Here is a 23,049-nt window from a genome sequence, read left to right on the forward strand (position 1 = left end):
GGCGCCTTGCCGACATACCCTTCACGCCCGGACAATTAATGCCGTTTACGTTAACGTAATACTGTATTGACGTTTACGTGAACTGAATATAGGCTTCCGGAAAACCATTGAAAGGACCGCGCCATGAGCCACCACCCTACCCTCGACTTCGACCTGGGCGATGAAATCAACATGCTGCGTGATGCAGTCGCGGAATTTGCCGCCGCCGAAATCGCGCCACGGGCGGCCGAAATCGACCAGAACAACGAGTTTCCTCAGGATCTGTGGCCCAAGCTGGGCGAGATGGGGTTGCTGGGGATCACCGTCAGCGAAGAATACGGCGGCAGTGGCATGGGCTACCTGGCCCACATGGTCGCCATGGAGGAGATCTCCCGCGCCTCCGCGTCGGTGGCTCTCTCCTATGGCGCGCACTCCAACCTCTGCGTCAACCAGATCAAGCTCAACGGTAGCGAGGAACAAAAGCAGCGCTACCTGCCCAAGCTGATCACCGGCGAGCACGTGGGCGCTCTGGCCATGTCCGAACCGGGCGCGGGCTCCGATGTGGTGGGCATGCGTCTGCGGGCGCGGCGGGAAGGTGATCGCTACGTGCTCAACGGCAACAAGATGTGGATCACCAACGGCCCCGAGGCCAGCACCTATGTGGTCTATGCCAAGACCGATCCCGACGCCGGCCCCAAGGGCATCACGGCCTTTCTGGTCGAAAAGGGTACCCCCGGGTTCTCCACCGCCCAGAAGCTGGACAAGCTGGGCATGCGCGGCTCGAACACCTGCGAGCTGATTTTCGACCACTGCGAGGTGCCCGCGGAGAACATCCTGGGCCGTGAGGGCGAAGGCGTGAAGGTGCTCATGTCCGGCCTGGACTATGAGCGCGCAGTGCTGGCCGCTGGCCCACTGGGCATCATGGCCGCCTGCCTGGACGTGGTCCTGCCCTATGTGCATGAACGCAAGCAGTTCAATCAGGCCATCGGGGAGTTCCAGTTGATGCAGGGCAAGCTGGCGGACATGTATGTGGGCCTGAATGCCTCCCGGGCCTATGTCTATAGCGTCGGTCGCGCCTGCGACCGGGGGCAGACCACGCGCAAGGATGCGGCCGGGGCCATCCTGTTTGCCGCCGAGAAGGCCACCGCCATGGCCCTGGAGGCCATCCAGTGCCTGGGGGGCAACGGCTACATCAATGAATACCCCACCGGTCGACTGCTGCGTGATGCCAAGCTCTACGAAATCGGAGCCGGCACCTCCGAGATCCGGCGCATGCTGATCGGACGGGAACTGTTCAAGGAAACCCGCTGAGGCCGTCCCAGTGCGCCCGGCACCCAATGAGCAAACTGGTGGGCAGGGAAACCGATGAGCGTCATCAAAAGCAAGATCAACACAAGATCCGAGGAGTTCACCGCCAACCGGGCGGCCATGTCGACCCTGGTGGAGGATCTGCGCCAGCGTGTGGCACAGGTCAGCGCCGGCGGCAGTGAAGGGGCCCGTGAACGCCATCTGTCCCGGGGCAAATTGCTGCCCCGGGAACGCATACGGGTACTGCTGGATCCCGGCTCCCCCTTCCTCGAGATCTCCCAGCTGGCCGCCTGCGGGCTGTACGACGACGAGGTGCCCTCCGCGGGGGTCATCGCCGGCATCGGCCGGGTGTCAGGTCGCGAATGCATGATTGTGGCCAACGATGCGACGGTCAAGGGCGGCACCTACTATCCCATCACCGTCAAGAAACACCTGCGGGCACAGGAAATCGCCCAGCAGAACCGCCTGCCCTGCATCTATCTGGTGGACTCCGGCGGCGCCAACCTGCCCAACCAGGACGAGGTGTTCCCGGACCGGGATCACTTTGGGCGCATCTTCTACAATCAGGCGGTCATGTCGTCCCAGGGCATCCCGCAGATCGCGGTGGTCATGGGCTCCTGCACGGCAGGCGGCGCCTACGTGCCGGCCATGGCCGAGGAAAGCATCATCGTCAAGGAACAGGGCACCATCTTCCTGGCCGGACCGCCGCTGGTGAAGGCGGCCACCGGCGAGGTGGTCACCGCCGAGGAACTGGGGGGTGCCGATGTGCATGCCAAGGTCTCCGGGGTGGCTGACCATTACGCCCTCAATGATGCCCATGCCCTGGGCCTGGCCCGTCGCTGCGTCAGTCGCCTCAATGGTGACAAGCAGGTGAGTCTGGACCTGCGACCCTCGCGGCCACCGCGCTACAGCCCGGAGGAAATGGGCGGCATCATCCCCACCGACACCCGCAAACCCTTCGATGTCCGCGAAGTCATCGCGCGCATCGTCGACGGCTCCGAACTGGATGAATTCAAGGCCTTGTACGGCACCACCCTGGTGTGCGGCTTTGCCCACATTCATGGCTACCCGGTGGGTATCGTGGCCAACAACGGCGTCCTCTTCTCCGAATCCGCCCTCAAGGGGGCCCATTTCATCGAGATGTGCAGCCAGCGCGGCATTCCCCTGGTGTTCCTGCAGAACATCACGGGCTTCATGGTGGGTCGCCGGTACGAGTCCGGTGGCATCGCCAAGGATGGGGCCAAGATGGTCACGGCGGTGGCCTGTGCCCGGGTGCCCAAGTTCACCGTCATCATCGGGGGCAGCTTCGGGGCCGGCAATTACGGGATGTGCGGACGCGCCTATTCGCCGCGCTTCCTGTGGATGTGGCCCAACGCCCGCATCTCGGTGATGGGCGGCGAGCAGGCGGCGGGCGTGATGGCGCAGGTGAGGCGAGACACCCTGGAACGCCAGGGCAAGGCCTGGTCCAGCGAGGAAGAGGAAGCCTTCAAGGCCCCCATACGTGCACAGTACGAGCACCAGGGTCACCCCTACTATGCCACGGCACGCCTCTGGGACGACGGCGTCATTGATCCCACAGACACCCGCATGGTGCTGGCGCTGGGCATTTCCGCCAGCCTCAACGCCCCCATCGAGGAGACCCGTTTCGGGCTCTTCCGCATGTGACCTGGAGGAAGATCATGGCGAACGATATGTTGCTGGTCCATGCCGAAGCCGGCGTTGCCACCATCACCCTGAACCGCCCGGATCGTCACAATGCCTTTGACGATGCGCTGATTGGGGAACTGACCCGCACCCTTGTGACGCTGGAGCAGGATCTGGCGGTCAGGGCCGTGGTGCTCACCGGGGCGGGCAAGAGCTTTTCCGCTGGCGCCGACATCCACTGGATGAAGCGCATGGTCGACTACAGCGAAGAGGAAAACCATCGCGACGCCCTGGCCCTGGGACAGCTGATGGACACCCTCTATCGGCTCGACAAGCCCACCGTGGCATGCGTCAACGGTGCCGCCATGGGGGGTGGCGTGGGCCTGGTGGCGGCCTGTGATGTGGCCCTGGCGGCCCCCCGAGCCCGATTCTGCCTCTCGGAGGTTCGTCTGGGCCTCATCCCGGCCACCATTTCCCCCTATGTGATCGCGGCCATGGGCGAGCGTCAGGCACGGCGCTACTTCACCACAGCGGAGTTGTTCGATGCGGAGTGTGCCCGGCAGATGGGCCTGGTGCATGAAGTGGCCGTGGACGAGGCAGACCTGGACCAGATACTGGCACGACTTCTGGAGCAGCTGACCCAGAACGGCCCCCAGGCCATGTCCGCCGCCAAGGCCCTGGTGCGGGACGTGGCAGGCCAACCCATTGATGCCGGGCTGCTTGAGGAGACCGCGACCCGGATCGCCCGGATCCGCGTCAGCGGGGAAGGCCAGGAGGGGCTGGGCGCCTTTCTTGAAAAGCGCTCGCCGGTCTGGCCCATGCCCGGTGCGGCTTGAGTGGACCCCTTTCATTGCCTCCATGTGAGGCACCATGCGATTCACCTGACAGGGACTGGAGCATGTTCGACAAGATACTGATCGCCAACCGGGGGGAAATCGCCTGCCGGGTCGAGCGGACCTGCCGGCGACTGGGAATCCGCACCGTTGCGGTGTACTCCGAGCCGGACAGTCAGGCCATGCACGTGAAGGCCTGTGATGAAGCCTGGCCCATCGGCCCCGCCGCAGCACGGGAAAGCTACCTGAACCAGGCGCGGATCATCGAGGTGGCCCGGGAGAGCGGCGCCCAGGCCATTCACCCGGGCTACGGCTTCCTCTCGGAAAACGCCGAATTCGCCCGAGCCTGCCGGGATGCCGGCATCGTGTTCATCGGCCCGCCCCCGGAGGCCATCGAGGCCATGGGTTCCAAGAGCGCCGCCAAGGCCATCATGGCGGAGGCCGGCGTTCCCCTGGTACCCGGTTACCATGGCGAGGATCAGTCGCTCCAGCACCTGGCCGCCGTGGCGGAAGAGATCGGTTATCCGGTGCTCATCAAGGCCTCCGCTGGCGGTGGCGGCAAGGGCATGCGCCGTGTGGACCGCCCCGAGGATCTGGCCGAGGCTCTCAAGGGGGCGCAGCGGGAGGCGGCGGCGGCCTTTGGCGACGCCCGCGTGCTCATCGAGAAATACCTGCTGCAGCCCCGCCATGTGGAAGTCCAGGTCTTCGCGGACAGTCACGGTCAGGTCGTGCACCTGTTCGAACGGGATTGCTCGGTGCAACGGCGCCATCAGAAGGTGATCGAGGAGGCCCCGGCGCCGGGCCTGGACGAGGTGCGTCGCCGGCATTTCGGGGAAACCGCAGTGGCCGCTGCCCGGGCCATCGGCTATGTGGGCGCTGGCACCGTGGAATTCATCATGGATGGCCGGGGCGACTTCTATTTCATGGAAATGAACACCCGGCTGCAGGTGGAACACCCGGTCACGGAAATGATCACGGGTCAGGATCTGGTGGCCTGGCAACTGCAGGTGGCCGCCGGCCAGTCCCTGCCCTGCGAACAGTCGCGTCTGAGCTTCAACGGTCACGCCTTCGAGGCACGCATTTATGCCGAGGATGCCGACCGGGAGTTCCTGCCCGCCACTGGCGCGATCCGCCACCTGCGCACCCCCGAGGAATCACCCCACGTGCGCATCGACACGGGGGTTCAGGAGGGGGATGAAATCTCCGTGCACTACGATCCCATGATCGCCAAGCTGGTGGTCTGGGATCAGGACCGTGAAACCGCCCTCAACCGCCTGCAGACAGCCCTGAGTGAATTCATCGTGGTGGGCACCACCACCAACGTGAATTTCCTCGCCCGCCTGGCGGCTCACCCGGATTTTCGGGCGGCGCGCATCGACACCGGTTTCATCGAGACGCACCGGGGCGCCCTGCTACCGGCCCCCCGGGAGATCAGCCCGGCCCTGCTGGCCGCGGCCACGCTGCATGAGCTGCTGCGGGTGGATCGCGAGAACCTGGAGCGGGCGCGCACGTCGGCGGATCCCCATTCCCCCTGGCATGGCACCTCCGGCTGGCAACTCAACGGCGACAGCCATCGCACCCTGCACTTCCTGGACACCGCCCAGGATCTTGATCTCAAGGTGATTGCCCACTATCGGGATGACGGCTTTGTGATCGAATGGGCCGGTCATCGTCACCGGGCCCGCGGACACCTGCATGCCGACGGGCGGCTGCGCATGCAACTGGACGGCGTGCATCTGGATGCCTGGGTATTGCGGGACGGACAACGGCTCACGGTGGCCATGAGTGCCGAAACCCGCGAGCTGATGCTGCATGACCCATTGGCCGCCGGCATGGATGACGAGGTCAAGGAAGGCAGCCTGGTGGCCCCCATGCCGGGCATGGTGGTGGCCGTGAATGTGAAGGTGGGCGATCACGTCTCCGAAGGGGATGCCCTCATGGTACTGGAGGCCATGAAGATGGAATACGTGGTGAGCGCCTTCAATGACGGCGTTGTGGAAACGGTCTACTTCAACGAGGGCGATCAGGTGAGCGAAGGGTCCCCGCTTCTGGCCATTCGTCCCGGGGACGCAGCATGAGCACCTACTACCTGGAAGACCTGCAACCGGGCATGCGCTTCAGCACCGGCCCACATGAGATGACCGAGGCGGACATCATCCGCTTTGGCGAGGAGTACGACCCTCAGCCCCATCATGTGGATCCGGTGGCGGCCCGCAACACCTTTTTTCGTGGGCTGGTGGCCAGCGGCTGGCACACCATCTCGGTGATGACGGCCATGGCCATCCGCTCGGACCTGCGCATGGCCGAAGGCCAGATCGGCATCGCGGTGGAGGGGATCCGCTTCATCAAGGCCGTGCGCCCCGGCGACCGGATTACTCTGCACATGGAAATCCGCGAGGTCAAGGCCTCCGAGTCGCGTCCAGGCTGGGGGGTGATCAAGGTCCTGTGGACCGCAATCAATCAGGCCGGTGAGCCCGTGCTCGAACTGCAACCCAGCATCCTGGTGAAAGCGCGTGAGCGCGTCGCTCCATCCTTGGCCAGTGCCGCCGAATAAGGAGAGCATCATGCCCCTGCCCCATGCCGTCAACATCGTCGAGGTGGGCCCCCGGGACGGACTGCAGAACGAGCCCGGCAGCATTGACACGGATGTGAAGCTGGAGCTCATCCGCCGCCTGGTGGAGGCCGGCCTGCGTCAGGTGGAGGCGACCGCATTCGTCTCGCCACGCTGGGTGCCGCAGATGGCGGACCACACCCAGGTCATGGCCGGGCTACCCAGCCGGCCGGGCATCCGCTTTCCCGTGCTCACCCCCAATCTCAAGGGTTTCGAGAATGCCGTGGCCGCCGGTGCCCGGGAGGTGGCGGTCTTCGCGGCGGCCTCGGAGTCCTTCTCGCGCAATAACATCAATTGCAGCATCGCCGAGAGCCTGGAGCGTTTCGAGCCGATCCTGGTCCAGGCCCGGGAGCGGGAGATCCCGGTGAGAGGCTATCTGTCCTGCACCCTGGGCTGCCCCTACGAGGGCGACATCGCTCCCGAGGCGGTGGCCCGGGTGGCCAGGCGCCTGCATGACATGGGGTGCCACCAGATCTCACTCGGCGACACCGTGGGCACCGGCACCCCCCTGAAGGCACGGCGCATGGTGGAAGCCGTGGCGGAACAGGTGCCGCTGGCGAATCTGGCCGCCCATTTTCACGATACCTATGGGCAGGCCCTGGCCAATCTGTTCGCCGTGCTGGAACTGGGCATTGCCACGGTGGACAGTTCCGTGGGCGGCCTGGGGGGCTGCCCGTACGCGCGTGGGGCCTCCGGCAACGTGGCCACCGAAGAAGTGGTCTACATGCTCCAGGGCATGGGCATCGAGACAGGCGTGGATCTGCGTGCCCTGGTGGATACGGTGCACTGGATCCACCAGCAATTGGGGCGCCCTGTGCAGTCCCGGGTGGCGCGCGCCATGGCCGGCTGAGGGATCCGGGTCAGCCTGTTCGCACCCAGGTTCCCATGACCACCCGAATCCTTTCCGCCTCCAGATTGCGCATCACGTTGCGCCCCATTTCCAGGAATCTCTGACCAAAGATCAGTGCGGGGGACAGGGGCGCCCACGCACCGGGGCCGTTGTCCTGGCGCCCCGCCTCGCGCCGGGTGTGCTTGCGCCGCCATTGCAATGCGACCTCGCTCACATCCTCCACATGCACGGGGCGCAGACCCGCCGCGCCCATCAGGTCCTGGAGGGCCTCCAGGGTCAACAGATGACTGTGGGCCGGATCATCCGCCCAGGGCACCGGGAAAATGGGGGGGGTGGAGGACGGACCCTGCACCACCTCGTGGAGCCACAACCGACCACCGGGCACCAGCACACGGCACACCTCGCTCAGGGCGCCGGCCGGATACGGTACATTCATCAATGTGTGCTGTGACCACACCCCATCGAAGGTGGCCGGGGCAAACGGCAGGTGCTGGGCGTCCGCGCACAGGAAACCCGTGCGATCCTCAAGCCCGGTGGCCTTGCTCAGCCAACGGGCCACCTCCAGATACGGACCGGTGACGTCCACGCCGATCACCTGCGCGCCATGCTCTGCCGCCAGCAAGCGGCTGGTGCCACCGGTGCCGCAGCCCAGATCAAGCACCCGCATCCCCGTCTCAAGCCCGGCCCGCGCCGCCAAGGCACGACTCGCGGCGCGTCCGCCCACATGCAACTGGTCGATGGCGGCGATATCGTCACAGGAGAGCCGGTCGGGATCGAGCCCGCGCGTGGTCAGCGCCCGGCGAAGGCGATCGAGCAGATCCGGCTCGGCGTACCGGCGTGCCAGGGCACGCACATCAGAGGGCATCGACAACTCCTCGCAAGCATCGGGAACTGGTCCCCATCTTCCCGATAGGGACCAGGCCAGTGCCTCAGAAACGGGTTCTGAGATTCAGGCTCACCGCATCCACGCTGTCACGCCCATCGATCAGGTTCGCGGTATCGGCATAGCCATAAGTGGCCCACAGACTGGTGGACGGCGTCACGTCGTAGTGCAACTGCATGTCACCGAAAACCACATCCTCGGTCCGATCCGGATCATCACTCGTCTGACCCAGATTCGGCGCCATGCCGTCATAGCGTACCCAGCCAGCGGCCAGTTTCAGCTGCCAGCTGGCATGGGGGCTGTACGTGCCACGCACGGCCAGCAGATGCCGGTCGATGTCCTGGTCACCCATCCCGCTGAACTCCCGTGACACCTTGCCAAGTCCACGCATGTCCAGGGCCCCGATGTAGGTCGCGGTGGCATCATGTCGTGGGCTGCTGTGAATCAGGCTGGAGAAGGCGTCGAAACCCGGCTCGATGAGCGAACCGCCGATGTTGAAGAAATACTGGGCTTCCAGATTGAAGCTATCGGACAGTTCGAAGCCACCCCGCAGGAAACCGGCGAAGGTATCGTTGGTGTAGACCGCATCACCGCCTCCCAGGTAATGGGCGCCCGTGGTGACCTTGACCTGCCCGAACTCACCCTGTGCCCAGGGAGAGATGAGCGTGCCGTCCCGCGGGGCATAGAACCGACCGCCTTCATAATCACCGGCGCCATCCTTTTCGTCGTCCCCCACGTAATGCCCCAGCAGTGCCCCCCATGACCAATCATTGGTATTGCCCACGAAACCGGCGAACAGCAGGTAGCCATCATCCTTGCGATCATCCAGGGTGCCCTTCTGACGCTGGTCTCCCCCCGCCAGGAAGGTCACGCCCTCGGCCACCGGCCCCAGGATCATGATCCGATCACGGCGGTCGTCCGCCACGGTGATGCCGAAGTTCCAGTTGGCGATCTGGCGACCGGCACGCAGGTTCCAGTCACCCAGGGGGATCTGCACGTACCCATAGTCCAGGGTCACCGTGCGATGGTCACGGCCCAGGGTGAATGGCTGACTCTGCTGCAGCGCATTCACATCCCCCGAGCCATCCCCGCGCCAGGTGTCGTTGATGAGGTTCACACCCGCGTGAACACTCACTCCATCCTGCAGGCGAATGTCCGACTGCACCCGCAGGCGCTGCTCGAAGCCGTTTTCGTAACTCCCCGCGGCCGGCAGACGGCCGAAGGCGCGTACATCGATGTCGCCGCTGAAGTCATACTCAACCGCCCAGGCGCTGGGCACGGCCAACAGGCCGGCCAGCGCCAGATATCCGGGTTTGATACCCATGAATGTTTCCTCCCGATGGTGATTGTCGTCGTTATGCCCTTCACGAGCCCCCACGCCCATTGCGTCGAGACCTGGATAAGGCTAGATTACGTTTACGCTAACGTCAATTTTTATATTCCTTAAACGTAAACGTTAGTTCTCCGTGTCGGCCCAAGGCGCGGCGGGCATGGACCCATCTCAATCAGAACGGGGAGGCGAGCATGAGCACACAGGCGGAGATTCTTTGGCGACCGGGCCCCCGGGAACTCACCCAAAGCGCCATGGCCCGCTACCGGGACTGGCTGGTGCAGCAGGGCCACGGGCCCTTCCAGGACTATCACGAGCTGCATCGCTGGTCCGTGAGTCACCCTGCGGCGTTCTGGGACAGCATCTGGCGCCATACCGGAGTGCGTGCCAGTCGCGATCCGGAGACGGTGCTCGAATCGACCACCATGCCTGGAGCCCGCTGGTTTGTGGGTGCCCGACTGAATTTCGCCGAAAACCTGCTGCGCCACGCCATCGATGGCAACCCCAATGAAGAGGCCGTGCTGGAAGTAAGTGAATCCCGCGAGGATGTGCGACTGGATGGCGCCACGCTGCTGGCTCGGGTGGCCTCCCTGCAGGCCTGGCTGCGGGAACAGGGTGTGACCCAGGGCGATCGTGTGGCGGCCGTCGTGGGCAACACCCACGAGGCCCTGGTGGGCATGCTGGCCGCCACCGGCCTGGGCGCCATCTGGAGTTCGGCATCACCGGATTTCGGCGTCTCCGCCATCGTCGACCGCTTCGGGCAGATCGAACCCAAGGTCCTGCTCCTGGCCAACGGCTATCGCTATAACGGCAAGGTTTTTGATCGTGCGGAACAGAACCTTGAACTGGCGCGGCAGATACCGGGACTTCAACGGGTGCTGAGCCTGCCCATGCTGCCCGAACTCGGTCACCCGGACGATCCTCGATTCGTGGACTGGGAAACTGCCCTGGACGCCCATCCCCAGGCCACGCCGGTATTCGAGCAACTCCCGCCGGATCACCCCGTCTACATCCTCTATTCCTCCGGCACCACGGGCGTACCCAAGTGCATCGTCCATGGAGCCGGCGGAATGCTGCTCAATCACAGCAAGGAATTGCTGCTGCATGCCGATCTGGGGGCGGGAGACACGTTCTTCTATTTCACCACCACCGGCTGGATGATGTGGAACTGGCTCGCCTCCGGATTGCTCACCGGTGCACGCCTGGTCCTTTTCGACGGGTCACCTGCGCACCCGGACCTGGATTGCCTGTGGTCCCTGATTTCCCGGGAACGGGTCACCCATTTCGGCACCAGCGCCAAATATCTGGGTAACTGTCGCAAGGCCGGTCTGGAACCCGGCAATACCCATGACCTGTCGGCCTTGCGCGCCCTCTTTTCCACCGGCTCTCCCCTGCTGCCGGAGGATTTCGACTGGGTGTACCACAGCGTGAAGGCGGACCTGATGCTCAGTTCCATCTCCGGCGGGACCGATATCTGCGGTTGCTTCGTGGGTGGCACCCCCCTGCTGCCGGTGCGGCGGGGCGAAATCCAGTGTCGCATGCTGGGTGTGGATGCAAGGGCCTACACCCCGGATGGTCGGGACGCGGGACATGACCGGGGCGAACTGGTCTGCGTGACCCCCTTCCCGGCCATGCCCGTGAGATTCTGGAACGATCCGGACGGGGCCCGTTACCGCAAATCCTACTTCGCCACCTACCCCGGCATCTGGGCCCATGGTGACTTCATCCAGTTCACACCGCACGGCGGCGCCGTCATCTACGGGCGCTCCGATGCCACACTCAATCCTGGTGGCGTACGCATCGGCACTGCGGAAATCTACCGGCAGGTGGAAACCATTGCGGAAGTGGCCGACAGCCTGGTGGTGGGGGCTCCCCATGAGGATGGTGATGTGGAGGTGGTGCTGTTCGTGGTCATGGCGCCGGATCAGACCCTCACACCGGAACTGGAGAAGCGCATCCGCTCGCGCATCCGCGCCAACGCCAGCCCGCGCCACGTGCCGGCCAGGATCCATGCCGTCGGCCAGATTCCCTATACGCGCAGCGGCAAGAAGGTGGAGCTTGCCGTCGCCCGCATGCTTCAGGGCGAAACGGATGCGGAGAACCTGGGTGCGTTGGCCAACCCGGAATCCCTGCAGGAGATTGCACGATGCCTGACATTGGCGGGCCGGGACAAAAGCCGCCCGGCACGCCCATGATCAGTCAGGGCGGGTATTCAGCCCGCCCTTCGTCACAACCCGATGCAACGGTCTCGCATCAGGCATGAGCCATATGGCGAACATGGGAGGGTCAGCGGGCCTTATCATGCCCCCATGACCACCACCCTCTCTCTCTTTACCCAACTCCTCCCCCTGTACATCACCATTGCCCTTGGCTGGGTGGCCGGGCGTTACCTGAACGCCAGCGGGGGGCATATCGCCGGGATCATGCTCTACATCATCACCCCGTCGGTGATCTTTGCCGGGGTGATGCATGCCCCGCTATCGCCGAGCGTGATCCTGCTGCCGGTGATGGTGTTCGGATTCTGCACCCTGATTGCGCTGAGCCATTTGTACGTCGCCCGGCGCTGGCTCAGGGACAGCACCGCCTCGCTCATCCCCCTGTCGGTGGGCACGGGCAACAGCGGCTATTTCGGCATCCCCGTGGCCCTGCTGCTGTTCGGCACCGAAGGCTTGAGCATTTACATCCTTTGCATGCTGGGGACCACCCTGTTCGAGACTTCGGTGGGCTTTTACCTGGCGGCGCGGGGGCGTTTCGGTATCCGCGACTGCATGATCAAGGTGGCGCGCCTGCCATCGCTGTACGCCTTCTTGCTGGGCGTGATGCTCAATCTGAACGACATCGGCATCGCCGATGCCCTGCAGCCCCTTTTCGACAACCTGCGCGGGGCCTACAGCATCCTGGGGATGATGATCATCGGCATGAGCATCCTGAGCTTCCGGGGACTGGTGGGCAGTGGTCGCTTCACCCTCCTGGCCTTTGCGGGCAAGTTCATCAGTTGGCCGGTGCTGGCTCTGACATTTGCGTGGATGGATGCACACTGGCTGGGAATCTACGACCTGGCAGTCCACCAGGCCCTCTTCCTGCTCTCCATCACCCCCGTTGCCGCCAACACGGTGGTCATCGCCAGCATCCTTAAAACCCATCCCCAGCAGGCCGCCGGCACCACCCTGCTCAGTACCCTGTTTGCCTTGGCCTTCATCCCGGTGATGGTGACCTGGTGGATGCCGCAGGGCCTGGGGTAACCTGCCACCATCCAACTAACTCAACCGCCTCGCCTGGCGGAACAGCCCCTTGAGGGGGGCCTCGAGAAAATACCGTGCCTCGCGGGGCGCGATGCCCTGGTCACGACAAAAGCACGCCAGGGCGTAGGCGATCTCCGGTCGCCCCAGGGACGCGGACCGATCCATCGCCGGGCCAGCGCATTTGCCGCAGCCGCCCACCCGGGCGATGAAGGCGGTGTTGGCCATGAAGATGCCAAACCCCATCCATACGGCCACCAGTTCCGCCACATGGGCTTCATTGCCCTGCTGGGCAGGCGCTGGTTGGGGGCGTGTAAAAACCCACCAGGCGGCCAGATCCCGGGCCAATTGCGCCACCAGGGCCTGTCGATTGGTCCACAGGCGTGGATCGTACTCCAGGACCAACGGTTCTGCTTCACTGGGTTGACTCGGGAAACGCGCACCGGTACCTGCCGGCACCAGTTGCATCGGCACACTGCCAAACCCGGCATGTTGGCGGATGGATTCGAACGTGGCCACGGCGGCCCCGTTGGGGTCTTGCACTTCGGCCGGGAAATGATCACGGATGGGCATCACCAATTTCGCCTGGTCCAGGGGGCGCAGATCATCCTGTTGCGACAGCGCCCAGTCATGCACGTCCCGAATCCAGGCACGGGTGGTGTCATCGACGACGGGCGTTGGGCGGAGCCGGCTCAGCCAGGCGGGGGCGGCAATATTCAAGATCGAACTCCTTCCAAAAGGGGGATGATGGTGGATTATCGTCTATGATTCGGGAATGTCAGATGATTCCCTCACCATACAGTCGTTGGACTGGCATTCCATCACCCAGGGTGTATGCCAGCGGGTCAACCAGATACTGAAGCAGGCCGACCGATCCGGGCGCCTGAAGACCGATGGTTCGTGGGTGACCGATACAGACCTTGCCATTCAACGCCAGTTGCAGAACTGGCTGGCGGAGCTTCACCCCGGGATCGGGTTTCTCGGCGAGGAGATGACGCCGCAGGCCCAGCAGGACACCCTGAAGGCGGGCCGCCCTTTATGGGTGCTGGATCCCCTGGACGGCACCAGCAACTTCCGTGCGGGCCTGCCCGCCTATGCCACCGCCCTGGCGCTGATGGATCAAGGTCGGGTGGTATTCGGACTGGTCCATGATCCCTGTCGCCGTGAGACCTTCACGGCCGTTCGCGGCGAGGGGGCATGGCTCAATGGGGGGCCTCTCACCATCCATCCGGCTGACGTCCCCGAGCTGTCCCGGGCGGTGGCTGCGGTGGATTTCAAGCGCCTGCCCCGCCCACTGGCCATTAAACTGGCCACCGAACCTCCCTACGCCTCACAGCGATCCATCGGCTCCGTCGCCCTGGAGTGGTGCTGGGTGGCAGCCGGTCGGTTTGCCGTGTACGTGCATGGCAAGCAAAACCTCTGGGATTACGCCGCCGGACAGCTCATCCTCACCGAGGCCGGTGGCCACCACATCACGCTTCAGGGCCAGGCACCCGCCGCGCTGGATCTGGAACCACGTTCGGCCGTATGCGCCATGTCCCGGGAGCTGCTGGATGCGTGGGGGCAGGCTCTGCAGGTATAAGCCCTCCGATTGCCTTGGAGGTTTACTACCCGCCCACATCCGCCCCCGGCTCGTATCCCGCCAGCACGGCAAGATGCGCCACTGCACTGCGACCCAGAGCGGGCAGGTCGTACCCGCCTTCCAGCGTGGATACCACGCGACCTTCGGCATATTGGTCGGCCAGGTCCACCACCATCTGGGTCAGCCACACATAGTCGACCTCCCGCAGCCGGAAGTTGGCGAGGGGGTCGTCTGCATGACCATCGAAGCCAGCGGAGATCAGCAGCAGTTGGGGCCTGAAGGCTTCAAGAGCCGGCAGCCAATGCGCTTCCACAGCGGCCCGAAGGGCCTGGCCGTCGGTGCCCGCGTGGAGTGGCAGGTTCAGGATGTGGTCGCTGCGCGTATCAGTGCCGCTGCCTGGATAGTGGGGATGCTGAAAGCTGGAGCAGAACAGCACCCGGGGCTCGTCCCGAAAGATATCCTCCGTGCCATTGCCGTGATGCACATCGAAATCCACAATGGCAACGCGCGACAGGCCGTGAGCTGCCAGGGCATGGGCAGCCCCCACGGCGACGTTGTTGAACAGGCAAAACCCCATCCCGAAGGCCCGCCCGGCGTGATGCCCTGGGGGACGCACGGCACAGAAGGCCCGCCGTCCGGGCGCTTTCATGACCCGATCCACCGCCATCACCATGCTGCCTGCGGCCAGCCGCGCCGCTTCCAGGCTGTGCTCGCATAGGTAGGTATCTCCGGTGTCCAGAATACTCCAGCCACCCGGGGCCGGGATCGCAGCCGCCACCTGATCCAGGTACGCGGCATCGTGAACCCGCAGGAGGGCCTCACGTTCAACTGGCTGCGCCTGGATACGCTTGACCCTGGATTCGAGTGGCGAGTTGGCCAGGGCCTGCTCGATGGCCTGCAGGCGTTCAGGGCACTCGGGATGCGCCGATGGTGCCCGATGCAGCAGGCAGGTCTCGTGGGATATGTAGTCAAGCGTCATGGCCTTGCCTCCGGGCGACGGTTCTCGGTCATGGTGATCAGGCTCTGGGTATCTTCAACTTCCCGCGGGTGGATTGCGAGATCACGGAATCAGCCCACGGAACCAGCCTGCCCCCCAGAATAAACCCTGTAACGTCGCCATGCGATTGGCAGTCACCCCGGCCCAAAGGGTCTATATTCGGAGTCACAAGCTTTTTTTGGCCAGTCCAAATCACTGAGGTGCAGGCCATGGGCGTTGCCGATACCGCCGGACCGCGCAACATCTTCGTGGTTGGGCTGGATGACTTTCATCTACGGCAGCTGTGCGCACTGCCAAGGGCCAATGGCTACGCCTTCCATCCGTTGTTCACTCGCGCGGAATTGAAATGTGGTGAGCGATTCCCGGTTCGGGAGTTACTGAATGACGCCCCCCGAAAGTTGCACGCATTTCATGGCCAGGTGGATGCGGTGGTGGGCTACTGGGACTTTCCGGTCAGCACGACACTACCCCTGCTGCGTAGAGACTTCCATCTGCCCGGACCCACCCTGGAGGCTGTGCTCAAGTGTGAACACAAGTACTGGAGCCGTCTGGAACAGAAACGGGTGATTCCCGGACACCTCCCCATCTTTTGCGCCGTTGATCCATTCGCGCCCGACCCCCTTCGTGGCGTAACGCTGAGTTTCCCGTTCTGGATGAAACCGGTCAAGTCAGTACTGTCCCATCTGGGATTTCTGGTCGAGGATGTTCACGATTTCAATCGGGCGATCGCCGCAACCCGCAGGGGTATCCGGCGCTTTGGTGACCCCTTCAACGAGATCATGAGCCATGCCCACATCCCTGCGGAGGTGGCCACGATAGACGGCAACCACTGCATTGCTGAAACACTTATTTCATCCGGTCGGCAATGCACGCTGGAAGGCTACGCCTGGCGCGGCGATGTGCGTATCTATGGCCTGATCGACTCCCTGCGCGAGGGGGTGGCAGGTTCGTCGTTCTGCCGCTACGCCTACCCCTCAACACTCCCCGAGCCTGTGCAGGTGCGCATGACGGACATGGCGCGGCGCGTGATCCAGCAGGTGGGTTATGACGACGCACCATTCAACATCGAGTTCTTCTGGGAGGAGGATACGAATCGCATTTGGTTGCTGGAGATCAACTGCCGCATTTCGAAGTCCCATGCTCCGCTGTTCCATATGGTGGATGGCTGTTATCACCACCAGGTGATGATCGATCTCGGTCTGGGGCAGGAACCATCCATGCCATATCGACAGGGGGCATTCGCCTGTGCTGCCAAGTTCATGCTGCGCCATCACCAGGACGCCAGAGTGGCGCGCGTGCCGACCCCAAGTGAGATCGCGACCATCGAGGCAGAGATCCCCGGTGTACTCATCGAGATCGACATAGGGCAAGGCACGCAGCTCTCGGAACTGCGTTTCCAGGACAGCTACACCTATGAGGTGGCCGTGGTGTTCGTGGGCGCGGCCAATCATGAGGAACTGCAGCGCAAGTATGAATGCGTGCTGGCCCGCCTGCCGCTGGTGCTCGTACCCATCGAAACCGCACCCCGCGGCAACCCTGGGAGGATGCCATGAACGTTGTCACCGAATACCCTCATCCGGTACGCATCGAGGAACACTTGTGGATCACCCTCTCCGATGGCACCCGGCTGGCTGCGCGTCTTTGGCGGCCAGAGAACGCACTGGAGTACCCTGTGCCAGCAGTGCTGGAATACATCCCCTACCGCAAGCGCGATTCCACCCGAGCCCGTGACGACCGCATGCATCACTATGTGGCCGGACACGGCTACGCCTGCCTGCGTGTCGATCTGCGCGGCAGCGGCGATTCCGAGGGGGTGCTCAAGGACGAATACCTTCAGCAGGAGCTGGACGATGGCGTTGAAATCATCCAGTGGATCAGCGAACAGCCCTGGTGCAGCGGCGCGGTGGGCATGATCGGTATCTCGTGGGGAGGATTCAATGGCTTGCAGATCGCAGCGATGCGCCCGTCAGCCCTCAAGGCAATCATCAGCGCCTGCTCGACGGATGACCGGTACGCTGACGACGTGCACCATATGGGCGGTTGCCTGCTGGGTGACAACCTCTCCTGGGCCTCCACCATGTTTGCCTACAACTCCCTGCCCCCGGATCCGGAGTTGGTGGGGAGCTCATGGCGTGATATGTGGTTCCAGCGACTGGAGGGCAGCGGCCTCTGGCTGGAACAATGGCTGCGACACCAGCGGCGTGATGCCTACTGGCGGCATGGCTCCATCTGCGAGGACTGGACCGCGATCCGATGTCCGGTGATGGCCGTCAGCGGCTGGGCTGACGGTTATTCAAACGCGGTGTTTCGTCTGCTACGCCATCTCAGGGTGCCGCGGCTTGGCCTGGTGGGTCCCTGGAGCCATAAGTACCCCCATCAAGGCGTGCCGGGACCGGCCATCGGGTTTCTGCAGGAATGCCTGCGCTGGTGGGACTACTGGCTCAAGGGGCAGGAAAACGGCATCATGGAAGAACCCATGCTGCGTGCCTGGATGCAGGAGAGCGTACCGCCCACCACTTATTACGACGAACGTCCCGGGCGCTGGGTCGGTGAGTCCCGGTGGCCTTCGCCCAGGATTCACCTGAAGGCGTGGACGCTGGCCTGGCCGGGCACCCTGGAGATGGAGCAGTCAAAGGTGCCAAGGCGCCCCATGACGGTGCAATCACCGCTGAGCGTTGGCCTGTTCGCGGGCAAATGGTGCTCCTACGCGGCCACCCCCGATCTGCCACATGACCAGCGCGAAGAGGATGGTGGGGCCATGGTCTTCACCAGCGCTGCCCTGGATGAGCCGTTGGAGATTCTGGGAGCGGCATGGTTGGAACTGGAACTGAGCGTGGACCGCCCAGTGGCCATGGTGGCGGCCCGACTCTCCGACGTGGCGCCCGATGATAAGGCTACGCGCATCACCTATGGGCTGCTCAACCTGACCCATCGCGACGGTTCGGCGACCCCAGAACCCCTGGAGCCAGGCAAGAACTATCACGTACGTCTGAAATTCAATGATGTAGCCCAGCACTTTCCTGCAGGCCATCGCCTTCGTGTGTCACTCTCCACCTCTTACTGGCCCCTGGCCTGGCCAGCACCGGAGCCGGTCCGGCTATGCGTCCATGCGGGTGCCAGCCGCATCGTCCTGCCGGCGCGAACCCCTTGCCATGACGAGGATGCCCGCATCAAGTTTGGAGAACCCCAGATGAGCCCGCTCTCCACGGAGATTCGGCCCATCACCGCCCAGGCCCACGACTGGCGCGTCGTCCGGGACCTTGCGATCGACCGCTCCACGTTGGAGGTTGTCAACGATCAGGGTACGGTGCTGCTGAGCACACTGGGCTTGGAGATGCAGCGCAAGGCGCTGGAGTGGTATAGCTACCGGGGCGACGATTTCAATTCCACACGCGGTGAAACACTCTGGGAAAGAGGCCTTCGTCGGGATGACTGGCAGATTCGCACCGTCACGCGAACAGTACTGACCTCCACCATCCATGAATTTCACATACACGCCGAACTCGATGCCTTCGAGGGGGAAATGCGCGTGTATTCCCGCAACTGGGATATATCGATCCCCCGCGACCTGGTTTAACGCTGGAACAAATGACACGCCCCCACGTGCGAGCATACGTGGGGGCGTGTCGGCTATGGCGGCAAAGCCGCGTGGAACACACCAAGAGGGCTCTTGGTTGAGGGCTCTAACCCTTCATGTTCGCAAAATTGATGCTTGGCCCGGTTCAGAACCAGGGCCGCCACAGGAAGACGAGGAAGTGAGCAGCAGCAGCCAGCACCACGAACGTGGTGAACACGACCTTGAACTGTTCGTGAAACTCTTTCGCCTGTTCTTCAGTGAGACCCGAGATACTGTTTTCCATGCCTGTTCACCTCTAAAAATTGAATTCAGTCAATCAGAATTAAGATTGAGCGCCCGAATGCTTATTCAGACACTTCATAGGTCAGCGGGTTGTACGCTTCGTGAGTGAACACGAAGGAATGCACAATCAACGCCGTAGCAAGGAAAGTGATCAAGAGGGGGATCAACCAAGTACCCGGGTTGACTACCAGCCACAGTTTCCAGTCATCTCTGGGGTTGCTTGGTCTGCTCGGTCTGTATTCACTCATTACTGTCTTCCCCTGTAAAGTAAGGCTTTCAGTGAAATTGGGCCATGACTCAAGCCCTTATTAGTCGCGTAGTGCGATCTAAACCTTTACCCCTCTTGAGGGTGCGATGCCGCCGATTACCCGAACGAGGATTGAGTCCAGGCAAACAATTAACATCACTGTTTTCATGGTTTCTAAGTCTAGACAAAAGGAAAGACAGGTCAAGCAGTTTTTCGCAAATTATCCAACATTCGGGAAAATAAAATATTTACTCCTTGCAAACCATGCACTTAAAAATAAAACCAGCCCTCGTCATTTGCTGAATTCACGTTCCAACGGGAGAGTAAAGATCAATACCTATACTCCCTGAGTATCTGATAGATGAAAGTAAATAACCGCCGGAGCCACCTCCCGGTTTTTCACTATGACATCGAAAAACATGATGGGATAAAACTACTGATCAGCAATCCCCCACAACGCAGCAAGGATCTGTTCGAACACCCAGGCTGGGGCTGCGAAAAGGAAACGGGGGGGGGGAAGAAAGACTATCCGTGTCTGGCGACAACAGCCAGTGCACGCGCGATCCATGACCGCGCGTGCAATGAGGTTTCAGCGATAGCCTTGGCCAGATCTCACGCGGCCAGGACCCGAATGGTTACACCCACACACAATAGGCCAGAATAACCCCGGCCAAGGCGAACAACCCGTAGGAAAACCCTCTGACAGCCTGCATGACGGAACCTCCCGTGACGTGAATTGGCAAGTGGAGACCCGATTCCACGGTTGGAAGGCGGGCCCACAAAGATGTGACCCCATCATAATACTTGAGTTCTACGGTAGGTCTTTATCGGCGACACGGGAACCCGGCCTGGCTTACCGCCAGGCACGAAGTTGGTCGACAATCACCTCAACGGCCGGCGGCACCTCATCCGTCAGGGGCATGCGCACCAGCAGGCCTCGATGGGAGGCCTGCAGGATTTGCGGCTCAGGAGCCCCTTCAAAGTGCAACGAATTTACCGGCACGGCGCCGTCACCCACCGACTCACCGGTGGATGACCACCAGGCCTCGACCCGTTCATCCAGGTCCTCGATTCCCAGATCCTCCGACAAGGCATCGATGCTGGCGCGCATCGCGGGTGTAGGCTCGGTGATCCGACCGCCAATCAAGTGCACAGGGATCTCCTCCGGCCAGGTGCGCGCATTCAGATCACGCAAAAAGTCACTGCCCGGGCGTAGGTCAATCTTGGCGGCGCCGGTACCGTCGCGCAGGCCTGCCCACAGGGAGAAGCGACCCTCCTGAATATCGGCGAACCACTCGCGCACCTCCAGCCAGGCACGCAGCCGGGCCCATTCCGAGCCCTGGTTGGGTGTTCCCACCATGATGGCGCCCCCGACCCTGGGCCCGGCCACCGAAGCAGACTCGTCCTCCGGGTGGCGCCAGCGCGTGACGAAATCGCGGATGATCAGGCCGCCCATGCTATGACCGATCAGGACCACCGGACCCGACACCTCCAGTTCCTCCCAGTGCGCGGCCAGCAGGTCGGCGCTGTGATCAATGGCCTGATCGTTGGGATAACGAAACTCCCAGGTCACCCAATGCTGGGACAGCTCGGGCACCAGGTCGTCCCAGATTCCCCCGGGTTCGTCCAGGCCATGGATCAGTACCACCTCTGGGCCCGACTTGCCCTCCGGGCCGCCTCTGGGCACGAACCCCACCTGCTCGGGTGGCAGCGACATGGCCTCGGGAAACCAGGTCTCCAGTCGTTCCTGAGTCTCGACCCGCAGATCCCGCTCCAACTCCGGATGGCGTTCCGACCAGAAGATCCACCCGGCCACCGCCGCCACGGCGAGCAGCCCCGGACCAAGCAGCAGAATCAGCACAAATCGGCGCATGAATACCTCCGGCCATGAGAAACGTATGAGCCATATCATTCTACAAGCCAAATCTCATGCATCACGGCGGTGAGCCAGTCCCGATGATGAGAGGTCAAAAGGGTAACGTACCAGGCCGGCACCGAACATCCGACGGGGCAACCCGGACACATTGAAACTCGAGCCAATGGAATCAATCTAAAGTTGCACACATCACCAGTGCTTTCGGCGGGCGTTCCCGCCAAGGACCCAAAACGATGATCACGATCCGTCCGGCGGAAGAAAGAGGACACACCCACATCGACTGGCTGGACAGTCGGCACAGCTTCTCATTCGGGGACTATTACGATCCGGAACAGATGGGGGTCTCGGCCCTGAGGGTGATCAACGACGATCGCGTGGCGCCCGGCGCCGGCTTCCCGCCCCATCCCCATCGGGACATGGAAATCATCACCTACATGCTTGAGGGGGCCATTGAGCATCGGGACAACACCGGCGGGCACTGCGTGCTCCGTACCGGTGAGGTGCAGGTGATGAGTGCCGGCAGAGGCATCGTCCACAGCGAGGTCAACGCCTCCAGCGAGGAGCCCCTGCACCTGCTGCAGATCTGGATACTGCCCCACACAAAACGGGTGGCGCCGGGTTATGCACAGCGAGCCTTTCCAACCTCCCCGGGGCTGTGCCTGCTGGTCTCGCCCGACGGTGATCAGGACTCACTCACCATCCACCAGGACGCTCGGCTCTTTCGCGCCACGCTGGAGAGTGCCCCCATCACCTATGAGCCCGACCGCCATCGCAATCAGTACATCCATGTGGCTCGAGGCAGCTTGACGGTGAACGGTGAAATACTGAACGAGGGCGATGCCGCTGTCATCCAGGATGAACTGGCCATTGTGCTGGAAAGCGAAGATGCCGAGGCGCTGCTGTTCGATCTGCCCTGAAAGGTCTTTGGGCCTGTGTTCCCTCGCACTATAATGGCGTGATGCGCCGACTCTTCCTGTTCTTCCTCATCGCCCTTTTCCTGCTGGCCCTGCTGCTGACCTCAGCGGCCTGGGTGCTGGCACAAACTCCCATGACCACCTTGCAGGAGGCTGCCAACCGGCACCTGCCGGTGCCGGCCGCCCTGGCCAGGATGGATGTGGAGGGGTCTTTGGGTCGCGGACAGGTCAGGCAAGTGAACCTGCCGCCAGTCGCCGGTGTGGACCTGGGACCGACCGATATTCAATGGGAACTGCGCCCCATGCAGGCGATCACAGGGCGCATGGTGGCAGATGTCGAGGCCACCACGGCGGACGGTCGGTTCCAGGGAGTCGCCAGCCGCGGCGTTTCGGGTTGGCGTGTTGCCGACGGTCGTGGCCACATGCCCGCTGCCACCCTGGGGCGGATGCTGCAGGGTGCAGGCCTGAATGATGCCGGGCTGGGCGGCACCCTGTCACTGGATCTGCATCGGCTCGACATGACCGACGAGGGGGAGATTCGATCCGCCAGTGGCCGGTTCCACTGGCGCAATGCCGTCATCCAGGCAGACCAATCCGTCCCGTTGGGAGATCTGAGCGGCGACTTCACCGCCAAGGGGAATGAGTTCAGCGGGGCATTCACCGACCAGGGGGGGCCACTGGCCCTGCAAGGGAAAGTCGCCGGCCACCTGACCCAGGGCCGCGTGCGTCTTGATGCCACGGCCTCTCCCCGAGACCCTGACGATCCGGCGCTGGCACAGGCCCTTTCGGAAGTGGGGGAACGGCGCGGCAACGACTACGAGATCCGCCTGCAAAGACCGTGAGCCTCGAGAGGTTCTGCAGCGTGCTATGGTTGGAGCGTGCCGGCGAGCAACTGAA

20 protein-coding genes are annotated in these 23,049 nt (G+C 63.1%); 13 read left to right on the forward strand and 7 right to left on the reverse strand.

What is annotated here, in order from left to right:
- Positions 1-123: 123 nt before the first annotated feature.
- From ECTHA_RS0102885 to ECTHA_RS0102910, 6 genes are all read left to right on the forward strand, one after another.
- Positions 124-1,290: an isovaleryl-CoA dehydrogenase gene (locus tag ECTHA_RS0102885; protein ID WP_025282901.1), complete on the forward strand. Its 1,167-nt coding sequence runs from the start codon at positions 124-126 to the stop codon at positions 1,288-1,290.
- Positions 1,291-1,344: 54 nt separating this feature from the next.
- On the forward strand, positions 1,345-2,952 hold the full coding sequence (locus ECTHA_RS0102890) for a carboxyl transferase domain-containing protein (protein ID WP_025282900.1): 1,608 nt from the start codon (positions 1,345-1,347) through the stop codon (positions 2,950-2,952).
- A 14-nt stretch (positions 2,953-2,966) separates the two neighbouring features.
- Positions 2,967-3,767, forward strand: coding sequence for an enoyl-CoA hydratase/isomerase family protein (locus ECTHA_RS0102895; RefSeq protein WP_025282899.1), 801 nt, complete (start codon positions 2,967-2,969; stop codon positions 3,765-3,767).
- 62 nt (positions 3,768-3,829) lie between these two features.
- A complete protein-coding gene (locus ECTHA_RS0102900) occupies positions 3,830-5,842 on the forward strand; it encodes an acetyl/propionyl/methylcrotonyl-CoA carboxylase subunit alpha (protein ID WP_025282898.1) in 2,013 nt (670 codons plus the stop codon).
- On the forward strand, positions 5,839-6,318 hold the full coding sequence (locus ECTHA_RS0102905) for a MaoC family dehydratase (RefSeq protein WP_025282897.1): 480 nt from the start codon (positions 5,839-5,841) through the stop codon (positions 6,316-6,318). Before ECTHA_RS0102900 ends, ECTHA_RS0102905 begins: the two co-directional genes overlap by 4 nt.
- Positions 6,319-6,328: 10 nt before the next feature.
- Positions 6,329-7,225 (forward strand): hydroxymethylglutaryl-CoA lyase, encoded by an 897-nt coding sequence (locus ECTHA_RS0102910; RefSeq protein WP_025282896.1) that lies wholly within the window; start codon positions 6,329-6,331, stop codon positions 7,223-7,225.
- 10 nt (positions 7,226-7,235) lie between these two features.
- On the opposite strand, the gene ECTHA_RS16905 is transcribed toward ECTHA_RS0102910, so the two are convergent.
- Positions 7,236-8,090: a class I SAM-dependent methyltransferase gene (locus ECTHA_RS16905; protein WP_025282895.1), complete on the reverse strand. Its 855-nt coding sequence runs from the start codon at positions 8,088-8,090 to the stop codon at positions 7,236-7,238.
- A gap of 64 nt (positions 8,091-8,154) precedes the next feature.
- Entirely contained in the window at positions 8,155-9,432 is a 1,278-nt protein-coding gene (locus tag ECTHA_RS0102920; RefSeq protein WP_128571965.1) for a hypothetical protein, read from the reverse strand.
- A gap of 200 nt (positions 9,433-9,632) precedes the next feature.
- Between ECTHA_RS0102920 and ECTHA_RS0102925 the strand changes: the two genes are divergently transcribed.
- Both ECTHA_RS0102925 and ECTHA_RS0102930 read left to right on the forward strand, forming a co-directional pair.
- Positions 9,633-11,633, forward strand: a complete 2,001-nt coding sequence (locus ECTHA_RS0102925) for an acetoacetate--CoA ligase (RefSeq protein ID WP_025282893.1) — start codon at positions 9,633-9,635, stop codon at positions 11,631-11,633.
- A 114-nt stretch (positions 11,634-11,747) separates the two neighbouring features.
- Positions 11,748-12,680 (forward strand): AEC family transporter, encoded by a 933-nt coding sequence (locus ECTHA_RS0102930; protein ID WP_025282892.1) that lies wholly within the window; start codon positions 11,748-11,750, stop codon positions 12,678-12,680.
- 15 nt (positions 12,681-12,695) lie between these two features.
- Here ECTHA_RS0102930 and ECTHA_RS0102935 read toward each other — a convergent pair whose 3' ends face one another.
- Complete coding sequence (locus ECTHA_RS0102935) at positions 12,696-13,397, reverse strand: hypothetical protein (RefSeq protein ID WP_238984783.1); 702 nt, start codon at positions 13,395-13,397, stop codon at positions 12,696-12,698.
- Positions 13,398-13,452: 55 nt separating this feature from the next.
- Here ECTHA_RS0102935 and ECTHA_RS0102940 point away from each other — a divergent pair, with 55 nt between their 5' ends.
- Positions 13,453-14,259, forward strand: a complete 807-nt coding sequence (locus ECTHA_RS0102940) for an inositol monophosphatase family protein (protein ID WP_035369075.1) — start codon at positions 13,453-13,455, stop codon at positions 14,257-14,259.
- A gap of 25 nt (positions 14,260-14,284) precedes the next feature.
- Here ECTHA_RS0102940 and ECTHA_RS0102945 read toward each other — a convergent pair whose 3' ends face one another.
- The gene (locus tag ECTHA_RS0102945; RefSeq protein WP_025282890.1) at positions 14,285-15,238 is read right to left on the reverse strand and encodes a histone deacetylase family protein; all 954 of its coding nucleotides are present in this window, start codon (positions 15,236-15,238) and stop codon (positions 14,285-14,287) included.
- A gap of 227 nt (positions 15,239-15,465) precedes the next feature.
- Between ECTHA_RS0102945 and ECTHA_RS0102950 the strand changes: the two genes are divergently transcribed.
- Together ECTHA_RS0102950 and ECTHA_RS0102955 are read left to right on the forward strand one after the other, a co-directional pair.
- Positions 15,466-16,809 carry an ATP-grasp domain-containing protein gene (locus ECTHA_RS0102950; RefSeq protein ID WP_025282889.1) on the forward strand — a complete coding sequence of 448 codons (1,344 nt, stop codon included), beginning with the start codon at positions 15,466-15,468 and terminating at the stop codon, positions 16,807-16,809.
- The gene (locus tag ECTHA_RS0102955) at positions 16,806-18,833 is read left to right on the forward strand and encodes a CocE/NonD family hydrolase (RefSeq protein WP_025282888.1); all 2,028 of its coding nucleotides are present in this window, start codon (positions 16,806-16,808) and stop codon (positions 18,831-18,833) included. Before ECTHA_RS0102950 ends, ECTHA_RS0102955 begins: the two co-directional genes overlap by 4 nt.
- Before the next feature lie 145 nt (positions 18,834-18,978).
- On the opposite strand, the gene pufB is transcribed toward ECTHA_RS0102955, so the two are convergent.
- The 3 genes from pufB to ECTHA_RS0102965 all read right to left on the reverse strand — a co-directional run bounded on the left by pufB (position 18,979) and on the right by ECTHA_RS0102965 (position 21,235).
- A complete protein-coding gene (gene pufB / locus ECTHA_RS0102960) occupies positions 18,979-19,116 on the reverse strand; it encodes a light-harvesting antenna LH1, beta subunit (RefSeq protein ID WP_025282887.1) in 138 nt (45 codons plus the stop codon).
- A gap of 61 nt (positions 19,117-19,177) precedes the next feature.
- Positions 19,178-19,363 (reverse strand): light-harvesting antenna LH1, alpha subunit, encoded by a 186-nt coding sequence (pufA, locus tag ECTHA_RS19290; protein ID WP_084306670.1) that lies wholly within the window; start codon positions 19,361-19,363, stop codon positions 19,178-19,180.
- A gap of 852 nt (positions 19,364-20,215) precedes the next feature.
- Positions 20,216-21,235, reverse strand: coding sequence for an esterase/lipase family protein (locus tag ECTHA_RS0102965; protein WP_026623493.1), 1,020 nt, complete (start codon positions 21,233-21,235; stop codon positions 20,216-20,218).
- Between the two features lie 236 nt (positions 21,236-21,471).
- Between ECTHA_RS0102965 and ECTHA_RS0102970 the strand changes: the two genes are divergently transcribed.
- Both ECTHA_RS0102970 and ECTHA_RS0102975 read left to right on the forward strand, forming a co-directional pair.
- The gene (locus tag ECTHA_RS0102970; protein WP_025281997.1) at positions 21,472-22,155 is read left to right on the forward strand and encodes a pirin family protein; all 684 of its coding nucleotides are present in this window, start codon (positions 21,472-21,474) and stop codon (positions 22,153-22,155) included.
- A 41-nt stretch (positions 22,156-22,196) separates the two neighbouring features.
- Complete coding sequence (locus tag ECTHA_RS0102975) at positions 22,197-22,994, forward strand: type II secretion system protein N (RefSeq protein ID WP_025281998.1); 798 nt, start codon at positions 22,197-22,199, stop codon at positions 22,992-22,994.
- Positions 22,995-23,049 lie beyond the last annotated feature (55 nt).

Origin of the sequence: Ectothiorhodospira haloalkaliphila ATCC 51935, assembly GCF_000633935.1 — a bacterium.
GTDB lineage: Bacteria > Pseudomonadota > Gammaproteobacteria > Ectothiorhodospirales > Ectothiorhodospiraceae > Ectothiorhodospira > Ectothiorhodospira haloalkaliphila.

What these genes read in the sequence shown, in the direction of transcription:
- ECTHA_RS0102885 (WP_025282901.1), top strand. Translation starts at nt 124, where the DNA reads ATGAGCCACCACCCTACCCTCGACTTCGACCTGGGCGATGAAATCAAC.
- ECTHA_RS0102890 (WP_025282900.1), top strand. Translation starts at nt 1,345, where the DNA reads ATGAGCGTCATCAAAAGCAAGATCAACACAAGATCCGAGGAGTTCACC.
- ECTHA_RS0102895 (WP_025282899.1), top strand. Translation starts at nt 2,967, where the DNA reads ATGGCGAACGATATGTTGCTGGTCCATGCCGAAGCCGGCGTTGCCACC.
- ECTHA_RS0102900 (WP_025282898.1), top strand. Translation starts at nt 3,830, where the DNA reads ATGTTCGACAAGATACTGATCGCCAACCGGGGGGAAATCGCCTGCCGG.
- ECTHA_RS0102905 (WP_025282897.1), top strand. Translation starts at nt 5,839, where the DNA reads ATGAGCACCTACTACCTGGAAGACCTGCAACCGGGCATGCGCTTCAGC.
- ECTHA_RS0102910 (WP_025282896.1), top strand. Translation starts at nt 6,329, where the DNA reads ATGCCCCTGCCCCATGCCGTCAACATCGTCGAGGTGGGCCCCCGGGAC.
- ECTHA_RS16905 (WP_025282895.1), bottom strand. Translation starts at nt 8,090, where the DNA reads ATGCCCTCTGATGTGCGTGCCCTGGCACGCCGGTACGCCGAGCCGGAT.
- ECTHA_RS0102920 (WP_128571965.1), bottom strand. Translation starts at nt 9,432, where the DNA reads ATGGGTATCAAACCCGGATATCTGGCGCTGGCCGGCCTGTTGGCCGTG.
- ECTHA_RS0102925 (WP_025282893.1), top strand. Translation starts at nt 9,633, where the DNA reads ATGAGCACACAGGCGGAGATTCTTTGGCGACCGGGCCCCCGGGAACTC.
- ECTHA_RS0102930 (WP_025282892.1), top strand. Translation starts at nt 11,748, where the DNA reads ATGACCACCACCCTCTCTCTCTTTACCCAACTCCTCCCCCTGTACATC.
- ECTHA_RS0102940 (WP_035369075.1), top strand. Translation starts at nt 13,453, where the DNA reads ATGTCAGATGATTCCCTCACCATACAGTCGTTGGACTGGCATTCCATC.
- ECTHA_RS0102945 (WP_025282890.1), bottom strand. Translation starts at nt 15,238, where the DNA reads ATGACGCTTGACTACATATCCCACGAGACCTGCCTGCTGCATCGGGCA.
- ECTHA_RS0102950 (WP_025282889.1), top strand. Translation starts at nt 15,466, where the DNA reads ATGGGCGTTGCCGATACCGCCGGACCGCGCAACATCTTCGTGGTTGGG.
- ECTHA_RS0102955 (WP_025282888.1), top strand. Translation starts at nt 16,806, where the DNA reads ATGAACGTTGTCACCGAATACCCTCATCCGGTACGCATCGAGGAACAC.
- pufB (WP_025282887.1), bottom strand. Translation starts at nt 19,116, where the DNA reads ATGGAAAACAGTATCTCGGGTCTCACTGAAGAACAGGCGAAAGAGTTT.
- pufA (WP_084306670.1), bottom strand. Translation starts at nt 19,363, where the DNA reads ATGAGTGAATACAGACCGAGCAGACCAAGCAACCCCAGAGATGACTGG.
- ECTHA_RS0102965 (WP_026623493.1), bottom strand. Translation starts at nt 21,235, where the DNA reads ATGCGCCGATTTGTGCTGATTCTGCTGCTTGGTCCGGGGCTGCTCGCC.
- ECTHA_RS0102970 (WP_025281997.1), top strand. Translation starts at nt 21,472, where the DNA reads ATGATCACGATCCGTCCGGCGGAAGAAAGAGGACACACCCACATCGAC.
- ECTHA_RS0102975 (WP_025281998.1), top strand. Translation starts at nt 22,197, where the DNA reads ATGCGCCGACTCTTCCTGTTCTTCCTCATCGCCCTTTTCCTGCTGGCC.